This is a genomic window from Pseudoalteromonas sp. SaAl2, from assembly GCF_052947895.1.
In genome coordinates this window covers 3,401,966-3,428,754 of record NZ_CM129605.1, presented here as the reverse complement: position 1 = coordinate 3,428,754, position 26,789 = coordinate 3,401,966, and the positions used below count along the sequence as shown (strand labels likewise).

The following is a 26,789-nucleotide window of genomic DNA, read 5'->3' as shown; positions in this document are numbered from 1 at the left end:
ACTACTTAGGAGCCAGATGTTAATCACACTTGCGTGCAAAAGCTTAGCAAGCCGACGAAAGTCAGTGATGCTTACGTTTTTATCATTGTTGATAAGTATTAGTGTGCTACTGAGTGTTGAGCATATTCGATTACAAGCCAAGCAGAGCTTTAATCGCTCTATAACTGGTGTAGATTTGATTGTTGGTGCGCCTAGTGGGCAGCTTAACTTGCTGCTATATGCTGTTTTTAGAATGGGCAGCGCAACTAATAACATTCGTTATGAAAGCTATGAGTTATTAAAAAACAATGAGCAAGTAGAGTGGGCAGTCCCTATCTCTTTAGGGGATTCGCACCGAGGGTTTCGGGTTATGGCCACCGATGACAGCTATTTTAAACATTATAAATACGGTGATGCACAACCATTGAAAATGCAAGGTGGAAAGGTATTTAGCGACTTATTTGATGTGGTGATTGGCGCCGATGTTGCGAAAGAATTAAACTACCAACTGGGCGATAAAATAGTCATAGCCCATGGTATTGGCAGCACCAGCTTTACCAAGCACGATAATACACCGTTTGTCATTTCAGGGATTCTAAAAGCAACGGGGACACCGGTTGACAACACTTTACACATTAGCTTACCCGCAATTGAAGCCATTCACTTACCTGCAAGTAAACAACGCCTGCTGCTAAACGATAATAGCGCAATAGATTTAACCCCCAAAAGTGTTACTGCGGTGATGTTAGGGCTGAAATCAAAATTCACTACGTTTACTTTACAACGACAAATCAACAACTACCGTAAAGATAGATTAATGGCCATGTTACCCGGTGTTGCCATGACCGAATTATGGCAGCTTATGGGCACTGTAGAGCAGCTATTACGTGTGATCAGTTTATTGGTGTTGTTATCGTCGCTATTTGGTTTATCAACCATGCTGCTTGCATCTATGGAGCAACGAAAAGCGGAAATTGCAGTCTTAAGAGTGGTTGGTGCCAGTCCTGTGGTTATTTTCAGTTTAATTTTGCTCGAAGCGTTAGTGATTGTACTCGTGGCAAATGTGGTTTCAGTGCTTTTGCTTAGTGCAAACTTAATGGTGTTAGGTGATTGGCTAGCAACAGAGTTTGGTTTATTTTTAGTTGGAGGTTTATTTACTTGGCACACGTTACAAATGACAGGATTAGTCACTATGGCAGCAATAATAACAGCACTTTTACCCGCACGTGAAGCCTATAAAAGTGCGTTGCATACCTCATTGTAAGTCTAATAAATGGGCTTACAATGAGGTAATTGAGATGTTACTTATAAAACACGTCAACAGTGCCTTTTACTTTCATAAGTAAAGGCTGACCACGGCGGTCTAGTGCTTTTGGTGCGGCTACTTTTATCCAACCTTCGCTGATACAGTACTCTTCAACGTCAAAGCGGTTCTTTGCCATTAAGGGTTACACCAATTTCATGTTCAAATACTTCTTCTACATAAAACTTGCTGCGCGGGTTGATAGATAATTGGTCTGGTAACTCTGGTTTATTTGTATCAGTCATAGTTGTGTCTGCATTGAATAGATTGTGCGCCATTGTAGGCAATACAAGCCTTAGGCTCAATATACTGTTCAAAATAAATTAACTACAGACTTGTTCCAATTGCTTTTAAGTAGATTTATTTTGGTACGCTAAGTGTGTTTGTTATTAAATGTAAACTAGCTTTTAGGCTAATTAATAAGTGGCTTTAGTAGCCCGCAAAATATGACTAATGGAATGTTAAATTAGAGATAGAAAAATTCATTTTACGCTGGCGTAGATCAATGCTTTTTAAGGTAACATTAATACGTTGGCCAATAGTGAATTTTTGTTTGTTGTTGCCCCATAGTTGTTTTGCAGCATTAAAAACAAATTCACCTTGGCTAAAGCTACTGACTGGTACTAATCCTGCAACGCCGGTATCGTCTAGCTCAACAAAAAAGCCGGCACTTGATACTCCACTTATCGTGGCGGTAAAGGCATCACCAATGGATTTTTCCATATAGCTGCACTTCAAAGCGCTTTCTACCTCTCGGCTGATATCGTTAGCTTTTCGTGATTGTGCGGAGCAATGCATACTGAGTGTTGCTATGCGTTCAAGCTCATAAGAATAAGCTTTTTTAGCTGATTTATTATTGGCTATTTTATTCGCAAATATTTTTAAGTTGCTTATTGCCCGCTGGAATCCATTTTGCTGTTTAGTTTGAATTTTGGCACGAATTGCACGGTGGGTAACTAAATCCGCATAGCGACGGATCGGCGATGTGAAATGTGCATAGGCATCATACGCTAGACCAAAGTGCCCTTGGTTATCAACACTGTACTCGGCTTGCGATTGTGAGCGTAGCAATAAAGTACGGATCACGGTTGCATCACTTCGTTGGCTAATATTGTTTAGTAATTTATTATAATGCGCCGGTGTTGGTTGCTCCCCACCACCAAGTTGCAGACCTTTTTCTGTTAGTAGCTCGCGTAATACCTGAAGCTTTTTGGCTGTGGTCCTGCATGGACTCGAAATAAGCTTGGGGTTTGGTGTTGGTCTAGAAATTGTGCTGTACACACGTTAGCACAAAGCATGAATTCTTCGATCATTTTGTGTGCATCATGACGTTCTATAGGTTCAATACTGGTAATTTTTTGATTTTTATTGAGATTAAGCTTGAGTTCTTGCGTGTCAAAATCAATCGCACCACGAAGCTTGCGAGCTGCGTTTAAAGCCAAATAAAGATAATATAAGTTTTTTATTAGTGGTGATATATTAGGATTTGACTTCGCTAAGTTTGAATTTGGTTTTGTGATTATTGCATGAGCTTGATTATAAGTAAGTCTTGCATGGGAATGGATCAATCCTTCGGTAAAATGGGATTGGATAATTTTACCATCTTGGTTAATGCTCATATCACATACCAAAACTAGGCGATCTTCACCTGGATTTAGTGAACATAGGCCATTTGATAAAGCTTCTGGTAGCATTGGAATAACTTGTCCTGGGCAATAAATAGACGTTGCACGTTGCTGCGCTTCTAAATCTAACACATCATTAGGTTGTACATAATGAGATACATCAGCAATAGCGACAAGTAAGCGCCAATGGCCTTGCTCTGTTCTTTCACAATAAACTGCATCATCAAAGTCTTTTGCGTCGGCGCCATCAATAGTGACAAACGGAAATAAACGGTAATCTATACGGTTTAACTTGTCTTGCTCGGCTACCTCTTTTCCTAATGCGTCGGCTTGAGTTAGTAAGTTATTACTCCATTTTGCATCAACACCATGGCGAAGTAGTGCAAGCTTGGTTTCTATTCCTGCAGAGTGAGGAAAGCCTAGTACTTCAGTTATTTGTACTTGAGTTGCCTGCTTATAATTAGGGTATTGAGTGATTTTAGTATTTACATATTGGCCCACGCTTGAGTTTGTTTGTTGGCATTGTGCTACGTGTACTTTTTGTGGGCTTTTAGTGCTATCAGCGACTAGTACGAAGTCGTTACCCTGACGTTTTAATATGCCAGCTAAATGGGTCGTTTTACGCTCAATTATTTTTATTAGTTTATTGTTTGAGCGTCTGTTATTGATTGATTCAAGTAATACTTGGACAATATCTCCTTCAAAAACATGTGCTAACTGATTTTTAGGGATAAATAAATCTTTTTCAGTCGCGCTATAATTAACGAAGCCAAAGCCATCTGCATGTAGGGTTATAGTTCCACTCACGAGCAGAGCTTGATCAATAACTTGATAACCTTTTCGTTGGTTAAACATAAGTTGGCCATCACGTTCCATAGCACGTAAACGCCTTCTGAGGGCTTCTTTTTGAGCGGCATTTTTTAGCTCTAAGGCCTGCGCGATCTGTTCGCGGTTAAGGTTTTTTTCATTTTGCCAAAAAGGCTTAAAATAAATTCACGACCTGGGATCGGATTGTCATAAATTGGTGATGATAATGGTGCGGTTGGGTTCAAATTCATAAAATTCTCTTAAATTCGCCCATCGCTTTTACTGTGTATCTTCAAACTAGGAATATAAAAACTTAATATAAATAAAGATAAGGTGGAATAAAGCATGAGGCGAGAGTGACTCAGTAGTGAGTCGATATAATAAATTAAGCTTGTATTCGTGCATGCTTAATTGGAGGGAAGTACCAGCTATTTCATATAAATGGTAAGTACATGCTCACTAATAAATTAGTTATGAGTGAGCAATTAATACATTTTGACGTATTATTTTACAATGTTTATATGCAAACAATGTTTTCGGCTTGTGGGCCTTTCTGACCTTGTGTCACAGTAAACTGAACACGCTGGCCTTCAGCTAAGGTTTTAAAACCGTCGCCAGAGATAGCGCTGAAATGTGCAAAAACGTCTGCGCCAGATTCTTGCTCAATAAAACCAAAGCCTTTTGCTTCATTAAACCATTTTACTGAACCAGTTGTTGTATTAGACATAATATGTATCCTAAAAATTAATTAAAGTGTGCCTGATAGGCGATTGAGCTGGAAAAAATAGTTAACTTGAGGATAGCGCGTAGGATTATTACTAAAACAACGGGGTACTAACAAATAAAACAAAACTTCTTTCAAACTAATATTCTAAATGGGTTATTACTAACCCATTAAATTGTTATGTAATTAGATACAAACAATATTTTCGGCTTGTGGGCCTTTTTGACCTTGTGTCACAGTAAACTGTACACGTTGGCCTTCAGCTAAGGTTTTAAAACCATCGCCAGAGATAGCACTGAAATGTGCAAAAACGTCTGCGCCAGATTCTTGCTCGATAAAACCAAAACCTTTTGCTTCGTTAAAAAATTTTACTGTACCAGTTGTTGTATTAGACATAATAGTATCCTAAGAATTAATAAAAGATTGCCTTAAATTAGGCAGTTTAACAGGGAGAAAACAAGCATTTAACTGAGGATAACGCGTAGGATTATTACTAAAACAACGGGGTACTTACAAATAAACAGGGCTTTCAATCAACCCGATGGAGCGAATGATAGAGTAACTTAGATAACATAGCAAGTTATATATAATAAAAAGTTATAAAAACAGCAGGCTTTAAGTTTAGGGTATTGTTTTATATAAAATAAATAAATCAACGGTTCGAGCTAAACTACAGTAATAACTTAGCTCGAAGTATTTTTACTGTGCTCCTCACAATCACCTTGGTCACATGTATTAAGGCTTGAACGGGCTTGTTTATCTTGATTAAGCACTTGTTTTAAATCTTCAGTTCGTTGTCGCACTGCAACACCATAACTGTGATCGTCGCCCCACAATTTTGCTAGTTTAACTACCGACTCACGATCATGCTCTCTAAATAAATGTCCTGCACGTTGTGCATCTTCTTTTGAATTACCTAATAACTCAAGGGTTTCTACGCCTAAGTTTATAGCCGAATCAACAGTTTCACGGTTAAATGCATCAACCTCTAGTTGCAGTAGTTGGTATGCGTGACGGCGGTCGATTGCACGGGCAACAATCTTTAGTTGAGGAAAATGTTTTCTTGCTAATGATACTATCTCTAAGGTTTTATCGGCGTTATCTATGGCAATCACCAGTAGCTGTGCAGTGTCAGCCCCAGCGGCTTCGAGTAACTCTTTTCTGGCTGCATCGCCATAGTGAACGGTGTTACCAAAGCGACGTAGTAAATCTATTTGACTCGGGCTGTGATCAAGCACGCTAATATCATAGCCTTGGGTACTCAATAAACGCCCCATAATTTGCCCAAACCGACCGTAACCGGCGATGATCACATGCTTAGCAGGGCTGATCTGCTCAGGCTTATCAAACGCTGGCACACTGGTGATGTTGCTGCGTTTTTGTAATTGCTCGTAAAGCATCAGTAGTAGCGGGGCAACTAACATCGAAATTGCCACAACTAGGGTGGTTAAACTGCTTTGCTCCGGAGTGAGAATTTGCAGTGAGTTGGTCATTGTTAATAATACAAATGCAAATTCACCGCCTTGTGCTAAGGCTAAAGTGAAGAGTAATTGTTGTGTCTGGTGTATTTTAAAAGCACGAGCGAGTGCATATAGTACTGCGGCTTTCACGGCAATTAAAGCCACCACAAGCATAGCTACATTAGCAAACTGATCGAACAACAGAGCAAAGTTTATCGATGCACCAACCGCAACAAAGAACAACCCTAGTAATAACCCTTTGAACGGCTCAATATCGGCTTCTAGTTCATGACGAAACTCACTTTCGGCTAAAACTACACCAGCTAAGAAGGTGCCGAGTGCGGGTGATAAGCCCACGTTTTGCATAATTATTGCTATAGCGACAACTAAAAATAATGCAAAAACAGTAAATATTTCGCGCATGCGAGTCTCGGCGATATACCTAAACAGCGGCGCTGAAATATATTTACCAGCTAAAATAATAGCTGCTATAACAGTTACCGAAGCCATTACTTGCCCCCAGACGGGCCAGTCGGCTGTGAGAGAATGATTTATGTCAGTGGTATTTAATTGTGGCTCAAATGCAAGGAGAGGCAATAAAGCCAAAATCGGGATCACCGCAATATCTTGAAATAGTAAAACAGAGAAGGCATTTTGACCTGCCTCGGTTTTTAGCCAGCCTTTTTCTTCAAGGCTTTGTAATACAATGGCTGTTGATGATAGCGCTAGCATTAAGCCGATAGCCAGTGCGCTTTGCCATTTCATTGCTAATAACCAATAGCATATGGCAAAAATGAGCGTTGCAGACAATGTGACTTGCAAGCCACCGAGGCCTAAAATAGAGTGGCGCAATTTCCAAAGCCGAGCTGGCTGTAACTCAAGGCCGACTAAAAACAGCATCATCACCACGCCAAACTCAGCAAAGTGCATGACGGAGGTTTGATCTCCTACTAAACCTAAAATAAACGGACCAATTAAAATCCCCGCTAATAAATAGCCAAGCACAGAGCCAAGCCCTAAACGTTTTGCAATTGGCACTGCAACAATCGCTGCGGCTAAGTAAATTAAAGCAACTTCTAACATTGCAGATTCCGAGATTATGCTGATTAGATGTAAGTATGCCTTAAATTTAGATTTTCGAAAGGTGTGTTTATGTCATCTAGCAACGATTTTGATAGCCTTTGAAGCTTAGTAGGTTGACGGCCACGCTAACTGAATAGCATAACCGTACCGTTCAGGTTCGTTAAAGTTAGTCGAGTTTTACCGGGCCATTGATATTATCAATGCTTAAATCGCCTGAGCCAGCTTCAATAATAGTTAGGCCTTTACTGTCGTTGACGCGAATACTGCCTGAGCCGTCTTCAATCGTGACTAAGCCATTGACGTGCTCAACATAAATATCGCCAGATTCATCTTCAATTGTGATGTAACTGCCTAGGGTTTTGGCATTAATACTGCCAGAGTTATCGTCAATATCGACACTGCCAGTAATGTTGGTCAGGGTGATATCGCCAGAGTCATCTTCGATAACCAGGTTACCACGTACATCTCGAATATTGATGCTGCCTGAGTCGTCACTGATTTCAATATTACCAGTTATATTCTGCAAATCGAGATCCCCAGAATCATCATCAATCGTAATATTGTGCCCTTGATTAATAGTGATGCTGCCTGAGTCATCATCTATTTCTATATTGCCTTGCACACCAGCTATATTAATATCGCCAGAGTCATCATCTATATCAAGGTTAAATGCACTTGGTACAGTCACAACTAAATCAATGCTTGGCGAATTACCTTGGTATACAACCATGCCTGTTGGGTTGTAGTTTTCTGCAATTAATACTGCTTTGTTGCCTACTTGTTCTAGAGTGAGTGTGTAAGCGTCATCTATCTTTGCTGTATAAATAGTCGCATCTACGGTGATTTCAGTGGCGGTGTTTGAGCCCATTATTTGCAATGACCCCGATTCAGCATCAATAGAAAGTTGCTGTAACTGCGCTGCTGACAGTGAGAGTTGTTGTTGCTGTTGTACATTGGAGCCTGAGGTTGAAAGATGCACAATACAGCCACTGAGCAATAATAGGCTAGCGGTAATAGGGAGGGCTTTAGTTAGCAAAGACAGACGTTTGTTGATCATTATATTGGTTCTCATTTTTTTAATTAGATTTACAGCTTATGATTTGAAGAGCAAAAATAAAGCCAAAATTTAACAAGCTGTTTTTATTGGTTTTAATTTTTTATTGCTGATAAGCATAACGAATAATTGGTCAAATGGACTAAATTCGAGTGATTATTAATATAGTGAGGTCGAGAGAGAAGGCTTATACCCGAGCCACCTCAAGATGTAGTTTCAGTTGGAGTTAAAAGCGATTTAGGCAAGGCATTGATTGCAAATAATGGTTGTTCCCTTGTTAAAATCAGTATCTAAGCCACTTCAACAAGGGTTAAAGTGGCTTAGATGATTATTTTAGATATTACAAATACTTATTATTGCTAGGTTTGGTGTGGCTTGAGAGTAGTAAATAGTTGTGTTTGCACCCGTTATATTACTCACAGTATCCTCAGTGACCGTTACCTCATAAATTGCGCTGCTAGGAAGTGCAATATTCAAGGTGGCATCTAGGTAGGTGCCATTACTTTTTGGCAATACCAAAGGTTTTGTTTCGTCAAACTGAAACTCAAAGCTACTTGAGGTTAAAATAGTATCAATCATTTTAAAACGTAAATTTACTGTATCAGGGCCAGTAAACTCAGGGCATACGAATACTGATACTTCAGCGTCTTGCATTACTGGTAAACTTGATTGGCCTAAATTTAAAGTAAAGTCATTTTGTGTAATAGCTACTGACTTATATTCGCCGTTTGCTAGTCTTTCATCTGCGGTTGTAATTGTGGTTTTTGCGCCTTCTTCTAACGCCGTTACTGTATCAAACACGCCGCTAGCATCGGTTGTATGCTCTACTCCATTAATAAGCAACTTAGCATTGGGTATACCAACTTTTTGGGTATTAGTAATTTGTCCTTTTACAGCACCTGTGAGCATCGCTGTATCTGTTGCTGAGGTTATGAAAAGCATACTTTTCGAATTACCATCAGTATCTTCAATAACAATATTAGTACTGTAGATGCCAGCAGTATCAGGTGTAAATTGTGTGGTGCTTTGATCTGTAGTTGTTAAAGCTGCACTTGAACCATCAGGCTTAATAAGTACCCAAGTGTAATTAAGCGCGGTACCTTCTGGGTCATAACTTTGGCTAACATCAAACGTAACGGGGTTGCCAACAACAGCTATGCGGGTTTGCTGTCCTTCAAAAATAAGCACTGGCGGCGCATTTCGATTAACTGTGATGGTAATAGTTTGAGTGTCAGAGTATTTAGCGCCATCGTTGGTACGTAACGAAACAACAAACTCTCCCGCCATTGATGCTTTAAATAAAGGCTTAGCAACATTGGTGTTAGAAAGCGTAGCATGACCTAATGGTGATACCACTTCCCATTCATAGGTAAGGCTTTCTCCTTCAGGGTCTGCACTTTGTGAGCCGTCAAGTTGAATTTCCTCATCGACTAAAATAGGTTGGACATCACTAATAATGGCTGTTGGTTTTTCATTGGCTTGCGCGCTTAGCACGGTTATAGCTTGTTCAGAGTTAAGTTCTCCATCTGATACGATTAATGTGATCACATAATCACCTTCAATATCAGCGCTAAGCGAGGGTGTTGCTGTTGTGTGCTGGATTAGTTGCGCAATACTGTTTTCTGGTTTGCCTTGTAACTTCCAAAAATAGCTTAAAAGTTGCTCTTCAGGATCGTTGCACTGCGCGCACTCTAGCGTGACTAAATCATTGAGCATGATACTTCTTTCGGGCACAAGCTGTGCAATAGGTGCTTGATTAGTTGCCTCTACCGCTAGCGTTACTGAGGCTGTATTTGCTTCACCATGTTGATCTTTAACTGTCAATGCGAGCGTGTACAGGCCAAGTGCTGAGGAAGAGAACCCAGCTGTGTGGGTTAAGTTATCAGTTAGTGTGGGGTTACTGTTTGCAGGTTGTGAGGTAATCGCCCATAAGTAACTTAAAGTATCACCTTGATCAGGGTCGTTACTTTGTGTGCCATCAAGTGTAGCTATGCTATTAGGTGCGATGGTTTTATTTTGCACTTTTATAACAGCTTGAGGAGCTGAATTCTCATCAAGTGCTTCGCTTTGTATTAATACTTCATTGCTTGCTGTTTCGCCTAGTGAATTAGTAATTGTTAACTTTACTGCATAACTCCCACTTTTATCTGCAATGAATTGACTTTTAACGCTATTATTGTTTTCTATCGTTGCATTACTGCTCTGTGGTCTGGTATTAAATTGCCATTTGTATTGAGTGATCACACCATTTGAAGTGCTGCTTAGTGCGCCATTTAATAAAACTACATCACCTTGCTTTACGGTTTGAGGTTGTCCAGCACTGGCTATTAGTTGCGTGGGAGCTGTTTTAATTTCAATTAATTTATCAACCGGTGTACTTAAAAGCTTACCATCACTTACGATTAAAATAAGCTTATAGCTTTGTGCTTCAGTTACGGATATTTCGACTTTACTTTGATTGTTCACAGCAATGGCAAATTCATTTTTTTCATCAGTGCTAGTTAGGCGCCATTGGTAAGTTAAAGTATCGTTCTCAGGGTCGCTACTGCTTTCGCCGCTAAATATAAGTTTTGTATTTACACGCATTTCACCTGTCGGGGTGTTAATTATCGCGGTTGGTTTAGTGTTTGTTAGTGCTGCTTTACTTGGGCTTGTATTGTCTTTTGATGAATCGGAGCTACCACCACATGCAGTGAGTGTAAATGCCAAAACACACGGAATTAAGGTCTTCCACGCCATATTAATTTCCTTGTCGGTAATATTGATGTGTAAATTTATTTTAAGGATGTGAGATAGATTTAAGTATTGGAGGGAAAGTAATTACATTGCAGATGCAAGAATGAAATCCATTTTCCATAATATTTATATCCGTTAAATATATTTTAAAGTAATTATTCAAAATAGGTGTTTAATATGTACCTAAAAATGCAAACAAGCAAGTGAGTTGCGTTAATTAATTGTGTTTTTTTTAATCATGAAAGCTTTAATGTATAGCTATAGATTGTTTTTTGAGCTAAGGCCAAGGTATTGATTTTATAGTTTAACTTTCGAATATGGGGGGAGGTGGTGAGATATTACAGGTAAAAGGCCAAACATGTTGCTTGGCCTTAGCTGTTGAGTTACGTAAAGAGGTTACTCAGGTGCTACGTCTAATGTAGTGAAAAGAGAGTAACGTACACTGTCGATACCTTTTTCTTTAGAGTCTTCGCTTATGCTTGCCTCAATCAGATATAAACCAGGATGCTGCCAAGTATTAGTAAAGAAACCTGCTTTATCAGTAGTTACTTTTACTTCGTTACGCTCATTACGGTAACGAGTGTCGCCTTTTAAAATAGCAAGCTCTACGTTTGCAGCTGGTTTACCATCTTTTAATAATTGAAAACGCGCTTCTTCACCAACAAATAGATCATTAGGGTGGGTTGGGCCACTGATCTCTAAACCTTTACCTAAGAGCGCAGGCTTTGAAGTACCGTTACGGCTAACAAATGTATCAACCGTTGAGAATGCCTTCGTTGTTCTTACATCTTTTGCATCTGCAGGAATATCTTTGCTTGTTTTTGGACCAAATACACGCTTGCGCTCGCCTTCTGCATTTTTGTAGAAAGTCATGATACGCGGCTCACGTTTCATCGCGATATGATAAGTACCTTCGTCTGCAAGTTTTACTGCAGCTGAATTTTTACGTTGCAAGTAATAAGCGCGGATTTTGTCGCTAATAGGTTTACCATCAGGGCCGATAGCGATAAGTAAATTATCGTCATATTCTGCGCCTTTCTCTTTCGGGCGATACGCTTTATCAGCAGCAAATATTTCGTTTGAAATACTTGCGTCGATCATCACATAGTGTGCTTTATCACCAGATAATGAAGTATGAGAGGGTACTAGCCACTGCGCATGGGCGTTTGCATAGCTAGATGCAAGTGCAGTAAACGTAAGTGCGCCAATAAATGCGCTTTTAAGTAAATTGATTTTCATAATCTTTCCTTATTTAAATAATTTATAAGCATTTTTTACTTGCTAGTTATTTAATGCTGTTATTTGGCTTTAATAGTGACGAAGCTTTCTGAAAATTCTTTTGTGCCCGCAATCGTAATTTTACCGTTTTTGCTTAAATCAAGTTCTACACGGGTATAATCGCGGCCACCTTCTTCACGTACCACTTCTAAGTTCAGTAAATATTTACCCGGTGTGACGGCATTACCTTCTAAGTCTTTACCATCCCAATTAATCGTGTAGTTTCCTGGGCGTTTTGTGGCGCCAGTTACACCATCAAAATTAGCATTACTCTTACCTGCTTTACGCCACCACTGGCGTAAGTCTTTAAACCATTCTGCTTCTTGGACCCATAACGCAACAGTGGTTACATGTTTACGCTTGGGAGTTTCAAGCCACACAGCCACGTATGGGCGGTGATAAGGCTGTACGTCAAGTTCAGGTAAGGTGAGTTCTATTTCAAGTTCAGCTGCATCAGCATTGGGTTGAAATAAAGCGGCTGTGAATAAGATCACAGCGCTAAATAAGGTATTAAGTTTTAGCATTAAGACACTCCTTTAAGTTGCGGAACCCAGCATAGATAAATGACTACAGGTGTTGCGACCCCAAGTACTGTAAGCCATATTCCTACTAAGCGTTTTTTTCTATTTTGAAATAAAATAATCATGCCGGTGATAGCAAATAAAATCATCAACACGGCTGATATATCAATCACCCAGCTCCATGCTTCACCTGTATGGCGACCTTTATGTAAGTCACCTATTAGGCTTAAAATGCCACCGGTTTGATACTCTAAATTAAGCTCGCCACTTACAAAGTTGAATTCTGCAAAGGCAAAACCAGCGGGCAGCGGGTAATCAAGCATAACTAGCGCATCTTCTTTTTCCCAATCAATGCTTTTTACTTTCGTTAAGCCATGCTCAGTTGCTAGATAAGCTTCGATTTCAGGATAGAGCGTTGGTAAGGTGTTTAGGTTTTCATTCGCTTTTGTTACCAAGGCCTCTGGCAAGGCGATTGTGTGTTGGCCATCATTTTTGTCACCTTTAAGCCACTCGACGTGATTTAACACTATGCCACTGATACAAAATAAAATGAGTAAAAATAACAAGGCTGTTGATAGGTAAATGTGCAATGCACGGCTAGTGCTATATAGCGTGCGCTTATTAATTAACGGCATAAATAATTAAAAATGTTATAGGCATAATACATACATGGTAATGATTTGCATTAGTTATCACAACAACATTTACGAAATTTACACTTTAGGCGCTGTTGAAGGGCGAGAAAGTAAGTAGATCATCACCACTATTTCAATGCTAGCTACTAAGCCAACAACCCACCAAGGAGGGTGGCCAAGCATCAAAATGATTAACCCAATAAACATGCCCGTTGCTGCAAACAATTTCGCTCTTTTGGGCACTACTTTATATGCTTGCCATTGCTGCAAGGTGACGCCATAACGAGGGTGGTTGAGTAGCCAAGCCGCCAGTGTGGGTGATGAGCGGGTAAAACAGGCTAACGCCAAAATAAAAAAAATAGTCGTGGGCATTACAGGCAATACAATACCAATGATGCCTAAAGCCACAAAAAATAGCCCCAGAGCTTGATAGCATGCATTTTTATATGCAGTGAAAACATTTTTTACTTTCATAATAAATAACATGCCTGACAAATATAAATAGGGTAGCTACTTGGTAACTATTACATAAATAACTTTACTATGAACTTTCCTGAAAAAAAATCATATTTATAGGTGTGGGTATTACTGGTTCATTCGTCTTTATAAGTAATGATGGTAAATTAGAATCAAATTATGTCGAGCATAGCCCAAGTAAACTTCCCACGCATGTCGCAGCTTAAGCGTACAACAGCTGAAGTACACGATAACTTAGATAATAAAATTATGGCGCAATCACCTTTTGCCTCTAAAGCAAACTACGGTGATTTTTTACGTTTTCAGTATTTATTGTTAAACCATGTTGTGCCAATTTATAACAGTCAGCAGTTAAAAGCCTTTTGTGCTGATCTAGCGAGTAGAAATCGCTGCGATGCTATTGCACTCGATTTACAAGATCTAGGCATGCAGGCTGAAGGTTTAGCTGAGCAAATTCAGCTTGATGATTTAACATTGGCGCAAGCGGTAGGCTGGTTATATGTTATTGAAGGCTCTAAGCTAGGTGCGGCAATGCTGGCAAAAGAAGTAACACAGTTAGGTTTAGACGCTGATTTTGGCGCACGCTTTTTGGCTGGGCCTGGTAATGGTCGTGGTAGTCAGTGGCGTGAGTTTATGCAAGCAGTTGAAGCGTTACAATTAAATGCAGATGAAGAGCTAGAGCTTTATCAAGGTGCAAAAGATGCGTTTGCTGTTGCGCATCAGCTGCTTGATGTTATTTATCAATAATTGTCTTAATCAGTGTTAAGCGCCGCATTTAGGCAAACTTTGCCAATCAAAAAATTCATCTATTTTATACTAGGCTGCCTTAGCGTAGCCTTGGCTATAATAGGCATGCTGCTGCCTGTTATGCCGACCACTGTTTTTTTAATTCTAGCACTTGCATGCTTTACCCGTTCAAATGATAAGCTTGCAGCTTGGCTCTTGAATCACCCTAAGTTCGGTAACACCCTAGTTAACTGGCAAACAAAACGAGTGGTGCCCATAAAAGCAAAATATTTTGCGTCGCTTGGTATGTTTATTAGTTTAATTATTATTGCTTTAACAAGTAAATCTATCTGGTTAGTGAGTTTTTGCTTACTGCTCTTCTTGCTAGTGATTAACTACCTATGTTCCAAGCCTAGTCAAGTAAATGAGCCTTCATCTAAACCATATTTTAAAGTGATACAGGGCGTATTATTCGCTATGTTGTGTCATTTTTTAATCGCTTGGTTAGTGTTTTTTCAATTCACAGGCAGAGCACAGCCAATACAAGTACAACAACCGAATGTTATTGCGGTAGAGTTAATTGCGGCGCAAGCACCTAAACCAGAAGTCTCAGAAGCCAAAAAATTGGCTGATCAAGCCGCGCTGAGCCAAGTGGCAGTAACGCAAAATACGCCCCCGCCAAAGCCGGTAAAAAAACAAAAAATACTCACTAAAAAACAGCCAGATGAAATTAAAGTGGCAGTGCCAGAACCTAAACCGTTAAGTAAAAAACAGCAAGAAGTGCAGCCAAAGACTAAAAAGCAGCAGCCTACACCGCCAGCAATTGAGCAGCCGAAACGCCAAGCGGTAGCGACCACTACAAAACAGCAACATAGTGTGTCTAAGCAACTGGTGGCTCAAGGTAAGCAAAGTTGGACGGCAAATCTACTGACGCACTTAATGGCGTATCGTAAATACCCGACAAGTGCGATTATGAAAAAGCAGCAAGGCGTGGTGTATTTGGAAGTGGTATTGGCGCGTGATGGCAAGGTGATAGCGCTGGAAATAGTTAAAGGTTCAGGTGTGAGCGTGCTCGATAAAGCCGCATTAAAAACAGTAGCAGATGCAGCGCCTTTACCCAAAGTGCCGAAGGGTTTAACTGCTCCTCATAAATTATTATTGCCTATTGAATTTTTTATTAACAATAAATGATAATTATTACTATTTAAGTTTAATTCTATTTTGTATTAAAATAGGGCCTGTTTTAACAACGCAGTAGTAAACTATGCCTTTTTTCCGATTTTAGCAACGTCATAAATATTATGGCGCGGCGAACGGGCTGCCGTGATAAAGCGCAGAGCTTGATCCAAGAAGCGATAACCCGACTATTAAAACAAGATACAAAGCAGCTTGATAAAAATAAAGAAACTGAAAACCGTGCTTTAATTTTAAAAACCGCAAACAATTTATTGATTGACCTTTATCGTCGTGAAAAAGTATGTCAATTTACTGCGCTGCCAGAAGAAGAAAGTGCGATATACGCTCAAGAGCACTTAAACCCTGAATCAACATTAATGGCTCAGCAGCAACTTGACGCATTAGAGCAATGTGTAGCGAGTTTGCCTGAAAAGTGCCGAGAGGCATTTGTATTGTATAAATACAAATGCCTCAGTCAGGCGCAAATCGCTGAGCACATGCAGATTTCCCAAAGTATGGTCGAAAAACATTTAATCAAAGCAATGAGTCGTTGTCGTGAGATATTAATAGCAAATGAAGAATACTAAAAATAATACCCCGTCATTTGAACAAGCAATGCAGTGGCTATTACGCTTACAAGAAAACCCGAGCCAAGAGCAGTTACAGCAATGGCAGCAATGGCTACAAAGTGATCCTGATAATGGTCGTATTTTTAAGCAGTGTTTGGTTTTAGATGCCAAGTTAACCGACCTTCCTCCTGAAACCGTTAGCAGTTTATTGGCTTTACTCCCGACTAAAAAAGCATCGTTACCTCAATGGTCAAAAAGAATCGCAATAGCTGCTTCTGTGGTCGTTGCATTTATTGGTATTTCTTTTTTATATGCAGCCTAGTGCAGAGGTTTATACAACATCAGTAGGTGAAACTGGCTCTTATACTTTAGTTGATGGTAGCGAGATAACATTAGACAGCGATACTCGTTTAGCTGTTTATTATAATGACTCACAGCGCCGTATAGAGTTGCATAAAGGGCAAGCTATCTTTGATGTAGCTAAACAAGTACATCGGCCTTTTTTGGTTGTCGTAGATGAAATTACGGTAACAGTATTGGGGACCCGCTTTAATGTTAATCGAGTCGAAGATGATGCAATCATTGCTGTCGAACGTGGCAAGGTGAGCGTTTATGATCCAACGCTAGGTAATACATTATTACAAGCACAGCAAGGTTATTACAGCTACGATGATCGTGCCGTTGAGCTTGCAGCTACACAGTTTGCCATGTGGCAACATGGACAAATTCGCTTTTCTCACACGCCATTAAACCTTGCTATTGATCAGCTAAATCGTTATCAGGCTAAAAAACTACAATTGGATCAGCAGCAACTAAGCCGGCTTACTATCAGTGGTACGTTTCAATTGAATGATATTACGAATACCGCTCAGCTATTGCCAAAAATATTACCCGTTGAGGTTGTCGCAAAACATAATCATTGGCTAATACAGCCTCGCAAATAAAGCGCTGTTAAATAAATGGCGCTTTTACATTTTAAATTCTTATAAAAATACTTAATTCAGACATAAATATTAAGTTATAGGTGAGGGATAATTATTCTCATTCGTTTTATTGGGTAGTGAAACAACATGAGAACATAAAATGAAAAAAATGCAGTTATCAACCGTTGCTTTGGCAATTGGTATCGGTCTAGCTATGCCAGCTATGGCAAATACCAATGTAATGATGTTGGATATCAAGCCTCAGCCTCTAGAGATGACGTTAAATCAACTCGCCTCAGAGTCAAATATGACCCTTATTTTTGAACCTGAGTTGGTTGATTCATTAAATGCCCCTGAATTACAAGGACCAGCTACAGTGCGCGACGCTTTAAATCAGGTGCTGCAAAATACGGGGATTACTGCAACGATTGAAGGTAATTCAATCATATTAAAAAAGTTAGATAGTTCTAAATCATCAACAGACTTAGCGGCGCTTTCAGTGGTTGGTGGTTATGTTGCGCCAGGTATGTTTGATGAAGATAGTGTTGCCGCAGAAGATTTACCATACCTAAAAACCAGCTCAAACGTGCAATTAGATAGTCAATACGTTGAGCAATTTCGTGGCACCTCAGCTGGTGATATGCTCAAAGGGATCCCAGGGGTTGAGGTTGGTGAATCGCGTAATGGTGGCGCTATTGATGTAAATATTCGAGGTGTACAAGGTCAAAATCGCGTTCCAGTAGTCATTGATGGCAGCATTCAAAGCAACACCGTATATCGAGGCTATGCAGGGGTTTCTGATCGCGCATACATCGACCCTGACCTAATAAGCACCGTCTCTATCGACAAAGGCCCCGCAAACAATGCCCAAGGTATGGGAGCTGTCGGTGGGGTGGTGGTGATGGAAACTTTAAAGACAGCTGATATTTTACGTGATGGTGAGCATCATGGTGTGCGACTTAAAGTGGGGATGCAAAGTAATAGTATTGATGCACAAGATAAGTTTGCAGCAATACCACGTACAGATGCGCCCAGTCTTGTTGCTAGTGATGGTGAATTTGCCAATATTGCTTATGCCACTGAACAAGATGGCTTTGACTTGGTTCTAGCTGCTTCACGTCGTGATATTGGTAATTACTTCGCAGGAGAAAAAGGCCGCGAAGACTACTTTTATGACGAAGAAAAAAGTCGCTGGAATGAAGTGGATGGTGCTTGGGTTGAAGAAAAGTACACCGAGGTGAACGAAGGGATCGCTCGCTTTTATAAACCCGGAGAAGAAGTACTCAATACTGCGAATAAAAGCACCTCTTTACTTATTAAGCCAACCCTTAAAATTAACGCTGATTCTAAATTAGAGTTAAGCTATCGAAAGTACCAAGCCGAGTACGGCGAAATCATGGCGTCGCAAATATTTCGTAACGATGGTGATACATTAATGCAATGGAAACCATCGAAGCAAAGTATCGATAGCTACAGCGCACGTTATAAATATGCATCGCCAACAAACCCTTTACTACATAATTTAAATATTAATTTATGGCATACGGAGACTGATTCTGCAGCTTATAACGGTTTTGCATTTGGTAATCCTCTAGAAGGTAAAGAGCCTCCCGCTGGTTATGAATGTGAGTCATGTATCGATGTGTATTATTTAGCAAAAACAGCCTCGCTTAGATCTGGGTTTGATATTAGTAATCAAAGCATATTCAATAGTGAACGCTTTGGTACAACAACTTTAGATTATGGTTATAGCTTTCAAAAAGAATCCGTAGGCAAAGGCGATGGCGTTAAATATTCGCAAGATGATATTCAAAATAATCGTACCCATAGGGATGGGGATCGATACGAGAGCAGTGTATTCTTACAAGCTAAGTGGTCACCAATAGACTGGTTGAGCCTTGAGCTGGGTGGACGTTACTCTTGGTTTAAGGTACATGATAATAACGCTAATTGGGTTGAAGATACGAAAAGTATAAAAATATCACGCTGTTTGGTGATGATGGATCGAGTTTAGGAGATGTTCGCTGGTTTAGGGATGAAAATGGTGAGTATAGTGACATCACCGATCCTCGTTTAACAGGAGTAGGGATGGTTGAAAAGTGGGGAGAAGAGCCGAGCGATATTAGCTCTATAAATTTCGAATCTAGTTATGTTGGTGGGTATGAGTACGGTTTATCGTTAGGCACTTTTACCGTTGGCGATAAAATGTCGCGTAAGCACGATGGCTTTGCACCTAACATTGCATTAAATATGCAGTTAAACGAATCATGGCTTGCATATGCTCGATACAGTGAAGCTTTACGTATGCCAAGCATAATGGAATCTACATTGGGCTGGTCAGTATCAAGGCGTATTTTTGATGTTGACCCAGAACGTGCAAAAAATAAGGAAATAGGCCTTTCATATCTCAATGATGAATTAGTAGATGATCTTGTTTTGCGTGCGAAAGTTGTGTACTTCGATAACCAAATTAAAAACTATATTACTCGTCGTTCTGTAGATAAAGAATTAATAGAGTCTACAGATGTTAGTTTGGCTATCGGTAATTCAGACAGTTTTAACACCAGTGGCATTGAGTTACAAACACGTTTGGAATATGGTAATTTTTATGGCGATGTAAGCGCCACCTATTATACCGAAGCCAAGCTGTGTGATGCTGAACTCGCTCAATCATTTCGTGATAACCCTATGATTTCATGGAGACAAATTGATATTCCTAATTGTTCTAGTTCAGGTTTCTCTGGGATGTATGTATCAAATCATATTCCGCCGAAGAAATCAGTGGCTGCTATTTTGGGGTTTAAGTGGCTAAATGGTGCTGGAGATATTGGTATGAGAATGACTTATACGGGGGCGCCAGATACAAGCTATGACAGGCAGTCAAGCTGGCAAAATTATCATGGTACAGCCCCACATATACCAACAGAGGCTTACACATTAGTTGATATATATGCGCGCTATGCAATAACAGATAATATGGACGTTAACTTTAATATTGCTAACTTAACCAATGAGTTTTATCTCGATGCATTAGCGCTCAGTTTAATGCCGGGGCCGGGCCGCACTTCTCGTCTTACCTTTACGGCGCACTTTTAAATAAAGCGAGTTCATACGTTTTTACAATTTTATCTTAGCCGCATTGCGGCTAAATTTTTTATAAACAACGGGTTGTTGGAGAATGAAATGGAAAACCCTTATGGCATTGCAGCGCTGTGGCAGCAAAGTGATGCAGTCATTAAATTTGTTGGCTTCTCTTTATTAGCGATGTCGCTTGCATCGTGGGCGGTCATTTTTATACGTTTGTTTAGCTTACTAAAATTACGAAAAGCAAAGTATTTAGTCGTTGGGTTTTGGCAGCAGCAAGATATTAATAAAGGTATTGAACTCTTGGCGCCACAGGTGCATTTTCAGCAGTTAGCCGCTCAAGGCTTGCAAGCTAAAGAGCACCATCAAAATCATGAAGAACAGCTACAAGGCCAAGTTCCACTAGCTGATTGGTTAACAACAGCACTTAAAAACAATATTGATGATACTCGCGAGTCTCTCACTGGTGGCCTTGCTATTTTGGCCTCTGTAGGCTCCACATCACCGTTTATTGGTTTGTTTGGCACTGTGTGGGGGATTTATCATGCGTTAGTCGGAATCGGTGTTTCTGGCTCGGCAAGTATTGATAAAGTGGCAGGTCCGGTGGGTGAAGCTTTGATAATGACCGCATTTGGTCTTGCGGTGGCAATTCCTGCGGTACTAGCATATAACGCCATTAGTCGTGGTAACAAGTCGGTGATTATTCAACTAAATCGTTTTGCATCACAGTTACACGCTTATTACTTAACCGGCACAGTACATACTAAGGCAGGGTAGTGTATGTCATTCCACTTTGATAATGATGATGAAGAGATTATGAATGAGATCAACATGACACCATTAGTGGATGTGATGTTGGTATTATTGATTATTTTTATTATTACCGTGCCGGTGATTAACCAATCTATACAGGTTGAGCTACCCTCTGCAGAAAGCGAGCCTGTAGCAGCAAAACCTGGCACCATTGTATTGTCTGTAGACAGTGACGGTGGTTATTTTTGGGCTGAACAAGCCATTACAAAAGAGCAATTGATAACGCGCTTAGCAGAGCAAGCGACTAAAACTCCGCAGCCGATTTTGCATATTCGGGGCGATAAAACCACAGAGTATCAAAATGTGGTGTTTTTAATGGAGCAAGTGCAGCAAGCTGGTATTAGTAGTATGGGCTTTATTACTGAAGCGAAAAAATAACAGCAGTGATTGTTTGCAACTGTGCGCTATTGCTTTGTTAGCAATAGCGCACAACGTATGTCGGGCTAGAAGTAATAGCCGATATTGATATTAAAACGGCCTTCAGTTTCATCACTATCACCAGCGACAGAGCCACCAACAAATGCTTGGTTTTTCGCTAATGCGTAATCAACATAGGTGAATAACCCGCCAGCGGCAATAGACACACCCGTAACGTTCATCCAAGTATCAGCGCTGTTATCTGACTTATCATAAATAGCGCTATAGTCGTTATAAAATTGCAAGTTACTTACCGGGCCCCACTCCACAGGTAAACTATAAGCGATATTTAAGCTGCTCATAGTGGCATCAGCGGCAACAGAATCATAAAAAGCGTATGCGCCTACCGCAATGCGGTTTGTATCATCGATATTATAATCGTACTCACCGTGCTGAAGCTGAATATTCCAGCTGTTGATATTGCTGTTTACGTGTAGTGCCCACGCGTTGTAACTGCCTGCGCGGTCTTGGCCATCATGCAGACCACCGGCTAAGGCTGAAAAGCCCACTTCGGTTTTCATACCTTCGCCATGTTCAAAAAAGTAGGCGTAGCGGCCAGTAAAGGTATTGTATTCGCCTAGAGGGTTGCCACCCTCGCCAGGGTCGGCATAAATACCTTCATCGGCAGTGCGACTACCGACTATGTCGTAAGAATAGCGATGACTACGGTCTTCTACATAACCATCTACGCCACCGAGCTCGTCATTTTTGAAAAAGCCTAAATCCAGTTGCCAATTATCGGCGACCTTACGCTTAAACATCACACCTAAGTCATGATCATCTTCAAGGCCAACGTAGTAGTTGGCACTAAAAAAGTAATTATGTGAATTATATGGATCGTTACCGAATGGCACTTTGGTAACACCGACTTGCACTTGCCAATCATCAGTGAATTGATAACCAGCCCAAGCTGATTTAATTGCGGTCATATAATCAAAAAAGCGAATCTCACCGCCGATTAGTACGCCGCCAATGTCACCTGAAACATTGACGCGGAATATATCAAAATCAAAATCACCACCGCGATTTTTATTGCCATCGTTATATGAGGTATGGCTGTAGTTAGTACGAATGGCACCGCCAAATTTCACCCCAGACTCTGCCGTGTCGGTATTTTTTTGTGCTTGCTTAGCAATAATTTCGTCTTGCTTTTCGAGCTTTTGATTAGTCTGTGCTTGCTTTGCTTTTTCGTCAGCAAGCTGCTTTTGTAATTGCTGCATTTGCTGCTGAAGTTGATTAAGCTGAGTTTGCATTGCATCAATATCTGATGCATAGGCTTGGCTAGTGGTGGTCCCTAGCAATGTCGCGAGGGCTAACTGTGATAGTTTAAGCATGATAAGTCGCTATTTTGAGATTGAGTATGCATAGAATAGACTATTTATACTTATTACCCAAGTGAGCAAGTGTTTTATTCAAAGATAAGATACTGTTTATTTTAATTATTATGACAATATTTTTACTACTAAATTTTACTATCTGCAGCTCGGGTAATCAGGCCGACTTCAAGCAATGGGGCTGCATCAATACTTTGTGCATCCATCATAGTCGCAATACGTTGCATTGACGATAGCAACTGGCTCTGCTCCCATTGTTCAAGTGATGAAAACTGTTCTATAAAGTGTTCTTGTAGAGGTTGAGGTGCATCTGCAAGAATATCTTTACCACTTTGAGTGAGGTAAATACTCACGCGACGTTTGTCTAGTTGGCTGCGCACTCGAGTAACTAAGTTGCGGTTTTCTAATCGATCCAGAATATTGGTTACAGTAGCGGGGCTTAAATTCACATTTTGCGCGATACGACTGGCAGTAATGCCGTCTGTTTGTGCTACCTCGGTCATTATTAACAGCTGTGGCCCAGTCAGCCCTGACGTTTTATTTAACTGTTTAGAGTGCAGATCAATCGCACGAATTACTTTGCGTAATGAAACCAACAGCTCGTCATATTTTTGCATTATTTTATCTCTTGATAGGGGCGGTTGCGATCAAGGAACGATCGTAATCAATAAATATTACACATCAAATAAATAGAGTTCAAATAGTTGAGGTGGATTAATGCTGTATTATTGGCTTTACAGTTAGTCGTTACTGATAGCAACTTTATTTGAGTTGAAATTAAATTTAGCTTATTTGTTACTTATTTTATTAACTGTTTTTATCAGCTAAGTTATATGTTGAGCGTGACTAAGTGAGAAATTATAACTTTGCTGCAAAAACCATTAATTAATATTTACTAATTGGGGAAGGATTGGGTAAGGTATTACAGGCTTTTCATTATTATGGGACGTATTATGAAGTTATCTCCATCTGTAAGCATTGAACAATCGGACTCTGGATTAGAATATATTAATATCGCAAGCGACTTTTGCAGCGCGAAAATTTTTCTGCAAGGTGCGCAATTAACTGAGTTCACTCCGAGTGGTAAAAAGCCGCTGATTTGGGTTTCAAGCGAAGAAGATTACCAAAAAGGTAAGAGTATTCGTGGCGGTATACCAATTTGTTGGCCTTGGTTCGGGGTAAACCCAAATCCAGATTGGCCTATCCATGGTGTTGCGCGTACCAGTTTATGGCGTGCAGATGAGGTATCGGAACAAGATAAAGAGATCCGCGTTAGTTTAACGTTACCAATGACTCAGGTAGATGAAACATATTGGCCTTATAAATCAACACTAAAAGTTGAATTTATTTTAACTCACAAGCTTGAAGTGCGTTTAACAACCACCAACTTGAGCGAACAAATAATTACCTTTAGCCAGGCACTACATACTTACTTCCCAACTCCTGCAATTGAAGAAACCAAAGTAGATGGCCTGCAAGGCGCTAAATTTATTGAATTTGGGGAAGGCCCATTTGATCAAAATGAACTTGTTGGTTTTGCCCGAGAAACAGATATGGTTTATACCCAAGCTGTTGAAACGCAGAAAATAATTACGCCTGATGGTATTATTGAAGTCGGCCGTGAAAACTCAAGCTCTTGCGTACTCTGGAACCCGTGGATCGATAAATCTAAACGCTTATCTAATTTTGCTGACGACGAATATCACACTATGCTGTGTTTAGAGGCGGCTAATGTGATGGATGACAGTGCTGTTATTGAGCCGGGGCAAAGTCATACACTCGCCACGACAATTAGCTGGGTTTAAGCAAACTTAAGCCAACTTACACTGATAAGTTGGCTTTTGAAGGAAAATACAACGTGTTTGAAAACCATCAACTTGACTGTTTACCGCAACACCAGTCTATCGAATTTAAACCCCTCGCAAATAACGCATTACTGCATACACAGTTGAGTTGGTTATTATTTTACGTACCTTTGATGGCTGTGTTAGCCGCGGTGTGCTTTTTCAACCAAAATTTTGCAAATGCGGCACAAACCCCATTAATGATTGGCTTGCCAGTCATTTTAGTGGTGTCGTTAATTTTTAATATAATTAGCGTGCGTTTGAAAGGTGTTGCAGTTCGTAACCACGATATCGCCTATCAAAAAGGTGTTATTTGGCAGCAAGTAACCATTTTGCCGCTTTCTCGAATACAGCATACCGAAATACACCGAGGCCCACTTGAGCGCAAGTTAGGCTTAGCAAGCTTGCGCTTATACAGTGCTGGTGGCATGAGTGCTGACTTAAATATTGGCGGCTTGAGCCACACTGACTGTAAAGATATTCGCCAATTTATACAAGACTACACTCAAGACAAACAAGCGCCCGAGCAATCACAAAGCACCCAATCAGTTAGCGAAGCATCAACAAATGAATAAGCAACACTGGCAGCGTGTATCGCCGTGGGCGTTACTTTACTTTGTATTGCATTTTGCCTATCGCTTTATTAAAGACGGTATTTTTAACTTATTACCTATTGCTGTTGTATTTGTCACTCAAGTTCAAGATAAGTTATTTTGGGGAAAAATCGGTGCATCGATTGCTGTTGTGGGGCTTTTATTGTATTCGTTTGCCTATTACTTAAACTTTCGATTTTGCATCACCGATGATCACGATATCTTACTCAATAAAGGGGTATTTAAAAAAGAACGCCTAACGCTTAGCTTTTTGCGAGTTCAAAATGTGAATGTGGCCGAGCCATTTTATTTTAAGCCGCTAGGATTAGTTAATTGTATTTTTGATGCTGCTGGCAGCGTAGCGCAAGAGGCTGTACTTCCAGGAGTTACTCAAACATATGCTGAAGATATACGAGAACAGGTGCTCACTTACAAAGAGTCGCAGCAAGTAGTTGAAGATCAACAAACGACTAATAATGAGCAAGTAGAAGAAACCCAGTACAGTTTAAAATTGACCAACAAAGAAGTCGCTAAATTTGGCCTAATGTCTAATATGGCGATACTTGCACTGGCCGCTTTAGCGCCATTTATGAATGTGCTGTTTGATTTTTTTGAACAAGCAGTGATTAATCGCTTGGAAGCTTTTTATGAGCAGGAAGTGGGCTTACTGGTTAATGCAGCTGCATTGGCAATATTTTCAATATTGTTTATGCTAGTCATGCTTGCGATTTTGTTGTCGGTTATAATGTCGCTAATTCGGTTCTATAACTTTGAGTTATATTTTCAGGCCGGTAAGTTCAAGCGTATCTCTGGCTTGCTAGAGCGCCATCAATTGTCGGTGAGCCTTGATAAAGTGCAATCAATTGTAATTAAACAAAATCCGATTGCGCGTATGCTACAGCGTTACACAATACAGTGTTTTCAAGCGACAAGTGGTTATGTTACGGGGGGCAAAGAGTAAGCAAAGTTTAGTTATGCCGGTATTAAAGCGTGAGCAAGTTAATCAAACACTCCAGCGCGTTTACCCTTGGTTAAGTGAAGCGAACTTTGATTTCAAAGCATTGAAATTTAAAGGCGTTGAACAAGCTCTACTGCTTAAAAACTTTCTGTTTTACTCATTGATACCAAGCCTATTGTTTAGCCTCTTTAATTATTATGTAGTTGCTAGCCACGCTTTATATAGTATCTGTATTTTGGCGGTGTTGAGCTGCTTAGTGTATTTATCTTATAAGCGCTATGGCTATTACTTTTATCATTATCAAGGGCGCTACTACGGTATTTTCAGAAGCGGAATGCTGGGTGTGCAGTATCGAGTATTTGAGCTGTACAAAGCACAGAGTACGCGTGGGGTTAGCACGTATTTTATGCGAAGAGCTGGGTTGAAAAGCTTGTCTATACAACTTGCGTCAGGCAATGTTAGCTTGCCTTATCTAAAAGCAACGTTGGCAGATGAAATTATAGACTTCACTTTGTTTCAAGCTGAGTCAGAGCGGCGAAATTGGATGTAAAACCTAATTGCAAATAATTATCAATTGCATTGATATATTTTAAATACTCATTATACTAACAATCTCGGTAACTCATTTGTTGTGGAGGTTATGATGGTTTCAACGCTCTGTTTAATCGCT

Annotated in this window: 23 protein-coding genes and 4 pseudogenes; 13 read left to right on the top strand and 14 right to left on the bottom strand. The window is 40.1% G+C overall.

Annotated features, from left to right (window positions below; all coding sequences use genetic code 11):
• Window positions 1–16 precede the first annotated feature (16 nt).
• Window positions 17–1,243 carry an ABC transporter permease gene (locus tag ACU8V8_RS16140; protein WP_446888178.1) on the top strand — a complete coding sequence of 409 codons (1,227 nt, stop codon included), beginning with the start codon at window positions 17–19 and terminating at the stop codon, window positions 1,241–1,243.
• A 37-nt stretch (window positions 1,244–1,280) separates the two neighbouring features.
• On the opposite strand, the pseudogene ACU8V8_RS16135 reads toward ACU8V8_RS16140, so the two are convergent.
• The 12 genes and pseudogenes from ACU8V8_RS16135 to ACU8V8_RS16080 all read right to left on the bottom strand — a co-directional run bounded on the left by ACU8V8_RS16135 (window position 1,281) and on the right by ACU8V8_RS16080 (window position 13,679).
• A pseudogene (locus ACU8V8_RS16135) lies at window positions 1,281–1,527 on the bottom strand (DUF3297 family protein).
• Window positions 1,528–1,732: 205 nt separating this feature from the next.
• Window positions 1,733–3,762 (bottom strand): annotated as a pseudogene (rnr, locus tag ACU8V8_RS16130) (ribonuclease R).
• Window positions 3,763–3,795: 33 nt separating this feature from the next.
• Window positions 3,796–3,849: pseudogene (locus ACU8V8_RS16125) on the bottom strand (hypothetical protein); the annotation flags it as partial.
• Between the two features lie 382 nt (window positions 3,850–4,231).
• Window positions 4,232–4,441 (bottom strand): cold-shock protein, encoded by a 210-nt coding sequence (locus tag ACU8V8_RS16120; protein ID WP_007377377.1) that lies wholly within the window; start codon window positions 4,439–4,441, stop codon window positions 4,232–4,234.
• A 183-nt stretch (window positions 4,442–4,624) separates the two neighbouring features.
• Window positions 4,625–4,834 (bottom strand): cold-shock protein, encoded by a 210-nt coding sequence (locus ACU8V8_RS16115; protein WP_011329603.1) that lies wholly within the window; start codon window positions 4,832–4,834, stop codon window positions 4,625–4,627.
• A gap of 287 nt (window positions 4,835–5,121) precedes the next feature.
• On the bottom strand, window positions 5,122–6,981 hold the full coding sequence (locus ACU8V8_RS16110) for a monovalent cation:proton antiporter-2 (CPA2) family protein (protein ID WP_446888177.1): 1,860 nt from the start codon (window positions 6,979–6,981) through the stop codon (window positions 5,122–5,124).
• 166 nt (window positions 6,982–7,147) lie between these two features.
• On the bottom strand, window positions 7,148–8,038 hold the full coding sequence (locus ACU8V8_RS16105; RefSeq protein ID WP_446888176.1) for a hypothetical protein: 891 nt from the start codon (window positions 8,036–8,038) through the stop codon (window positions 7,148–7,150).
• A gap of 330 nt (window positions 8,039–8,368) precedes the next feature.
• Window positions 8,369–10,774, bottom strand: a complete 2,406-nt coding sequence (locus tag ACU8V8_RS16100; protein WP_446888175.1) for a PKD domain-containing protein — start codon at window positions 10,772–10,774, stop codon at window positions 8,369–8,371.
• A gap of 393 nt (window positions 10,775–11,167) precedes the next feature.
• Window positions 11,168–12,010, bottom strand: a complete 843-nt coding sequence (locus tag ACU8V8_RS16095) for a DUF4198 domain-containing protein (RefSeq protein WP_446888174.1) — start codon at window positions 12,008–12,010, stop codon at window positions 11,168–11,170.
• Window positions 12,011–12,069: 59 nt separating this feature from the next.
• Window positions 12,070–12,573 (bottom strand): DUF2271 domain-containing protein, encoded by a 504-nt coding sequence (locus ACU8V8_RS16090; RefSeq protein WP_446888173.1) that lies wholly within the window; start codon window positions 12,571–12,573, stop codon window positions 12,070–12,072.
• Complete coding sequence (locus ACU8V8_RS16085; protein WP_446888172.1) at window positions 12,573–13,205, bottom strand: PepSY-associated TM helix domain-containing protein; 633 nt, start codon at window positions 13,203–13,205, stop codon at window positions 12,573–12,575. Before ACU8V8_RS16085 ends, ACU8V8_RS16090 begins: the two co-directional genes overlap by 1 nt.
• A 78-nt stretch (window positions 13,206–13,283) precedes the next feature.
• Entirely contained in the window at window positions 13,284–13,679 is a 396-nt protein-coding gene (locus ACU8V8_RS16080) for a YbaN family protein (RefSeq protein ID WP_446888171.1), read from the bottom strand.
• A 162-nt stretch (window positions 13,680–13,841) separates the two neighbouring features.
• Here ACU8V8_RS16080 and ACU8V8_RS16075 point away from each other — a divergent pair, with 162 nt between their 5' ends.
• From ACU8V8_RS16075 to ACU8V8_RS16035, 9 genes are all read left to right on the top strand, one after another.
• Window positions 13,842–14,429 carry a biliverdin-producing heme oxygenase gene (locus tag ACU8V8_RS16075; RefSeq protein WP_446888170.1) on the top strand — a complete coding sequence of 196 codons (588 nt, stop codon included), beginning with the start codon at window positions 13,842–13,844 and terminating at the stop codon, window positions 14,427–14,429.
• A 105-nt stretch (window positions 14,430–14,534) separates the two neighbouring features.
• Window positions 14,535–15,599, top strand: a complete 1,065-nt coding sequence (locus tag ACU8V8_RS16070) for a TonB family protein (protein ID WP_446889665.1) — start codon at window positions 14,535–14,537, stop codon at window positions 15,597–15,599.
• A 110-nt stretch (window positions 15,600–15,709) separates the two neighbouring features.
• Window positions 15,710–16,171, top strand: coding sequence for an RNA polymerase sigma factor (locus ACU8V8_RS16065; protein WP_446888169.1), 462 nt, complete (start codon window positions 15,710–15,712; stop codon window positions 16,169–16,171).
• Window positions 16,158–16,475: a DUF4880 domain-containing protein gene (locus ACU8V8_RS16060; RefSeq protein WP_446888168.1), complete on the top strand. Its 318-nt coding sequence runs from the start codon at window positions 16,158–16,160 to the stop codon at window positions 16,473–16,475. The genes ACU8V8_RS16065 and ACU8V8_RS16060 overlap by 14 nt, the downstream gene beginning before the upstream one ends.
• Window positions 16,465–17,097 carry a FecR family protein gene (locus ACU8V8_RS16055; protein ID WP_446888167.1) on the top strand — a complete coding sequence of 211 codons (633 nt, stop codon included), beginning with the start codon at window positions 16,465–16,467 and terminating at the stop codon, window positions 17,095–17,097. Before ACU8V8_RS16060 ends, ACU8V8_RS16055 begins: the two co-directional genes overlap by 11 nt.
• A gap of 139 nt (window positions 17,098–17,236) precedes the next feature.
• Window positions 17,237–19,090 (top strand): TonB-dependent receptor domain-containing protein, encoded by a 1,854-nt coding sequence (locus tag ACU8V8_RS16050; protein WP_446888166.1) that lies wholly within the window; start codon window positions 17,237–17,239, stop codon window positions 19,088–19,090.
• A gap of 74 nt (window positions 19,091–19,164) precedes the next feature.
• On the top strand, window positions 19,165–20,172 hold the full coding sequence (locus ACU8V8_RS16045; protein WP_446888165.1) for a TonB-dependent receptor domain-containing protein: 1,008 nt from the start codon (window positions 19,165–19,167) through the stop codon (window positions 20,170–20,172).
• Window positions 20,173–20,259: 87 nt separating this feature from the next.
• Window positions 20,260–20,937: a MotA/TolQ/ExbB proton channel family protein gene (locus tag ACU8V8_RS16040; RefSeq protein WP_446888164.1), complete on the top strand. Its 678-nt coding sequence runs from the start codon at window positions 20,260–20,262 to the stop codon at window positions 20,935–20,937.
• 3 nt (window positions 20,938–20,940) lie between these two features.
• The gene (locus ACU8V8_RS16035) at window positions 20,941–21,351 is read left to right on the top strand and encodes an ExbD/TolR family protein (RefSeq protein ID WP_446888163.1); all 411 of its coding nucleotides are present in this window, start codon (window positions 20,941–20,943) and stop codon (window positions 21,349–21,351) included.
• A 65-nt stretch (window positions 21,352–21,416) separates the two neighbouring features.
• Here ACU8V8_RS16035 and ACU8V8_RS16030 read toward each other — a convergent pair whose 3' ends face one another.
• Both ACU8V8_RS16030 and ACU8V8_RS16025 read right to left on the bottom strand, forming a co-directional pair.
• Complete coding sequence (locus ACU8V8_RS16030; protein ID WP_446888162.1) at window positions 21,417–22,724, bottom strand: carbohydrate porin; 1,308 nt, start codon at window positions 22,722–22,724, stop codon at window positions 21,417–21,419.
• 128 nt (window positions 22,725–22,852) lie between these two features.
• Window positions 22,853–23,341, bottom strand: coding sequence for a MarR family winged helix-turn-helix transcriptional regulator (locus ACU8V8_RS16025; protein ID WP_446888161.1), 489 nt, complete (start codon window positions 23,339–23,341; stop codon window positions 22,853–22,855).
• 336 nt (window positions 23,342–23,677) lie between these two features.
• On the opposite strand from ACU8V8_RS16025, the gene ACU8V8_RS16020 reads away from it, so the two are divergent.
• The 3 genes and pseudogenes from ACU8V8_RS16020 to ACU8V8_RS16010 all read left to right on the top strand — a co-directional run bounded on the left by ACU8V8_RS16020 (window position 23,678) and on the right by ACU8V8_RS16010 (window position 26,669).
• Window positions 23,678–24,529 (top strand): D-hexose-6-phosphate mutarotase, encoded by an 852-nt coding sequence (locus ACU8V8_RS16020; protein ID WP_290209892.1) that lies wholly within the window; start codon window positions 23,678–23,680, stop codon window positions 24,527–24,529.
• A 53-nt stretch (window positions 24,530–24,582) separates the two neighbouring features.
• Window positions 24,583–25,143 (top strand): PH domain-containing protein, encoded by a 561-nt coding sequence (locus ACU8V8_RS16015; protein ID WP_446888160.1) that lies wholly within the window; start codon window positions 24,583–24,585, stop codon window positions 25,141–25,143.
• Window positions 25,136–26,669: pseudogene (locus ACU8V8_RS16010) on the top strand (PH domain-containing protein). Before ACU8V8_RS16015 ends, ACU8V8_RS16010 begins: the two are co-directional and overlap by 8 nt.
• Window positions 26,670–26,789 lie beyond the last annotated feature (120 nt).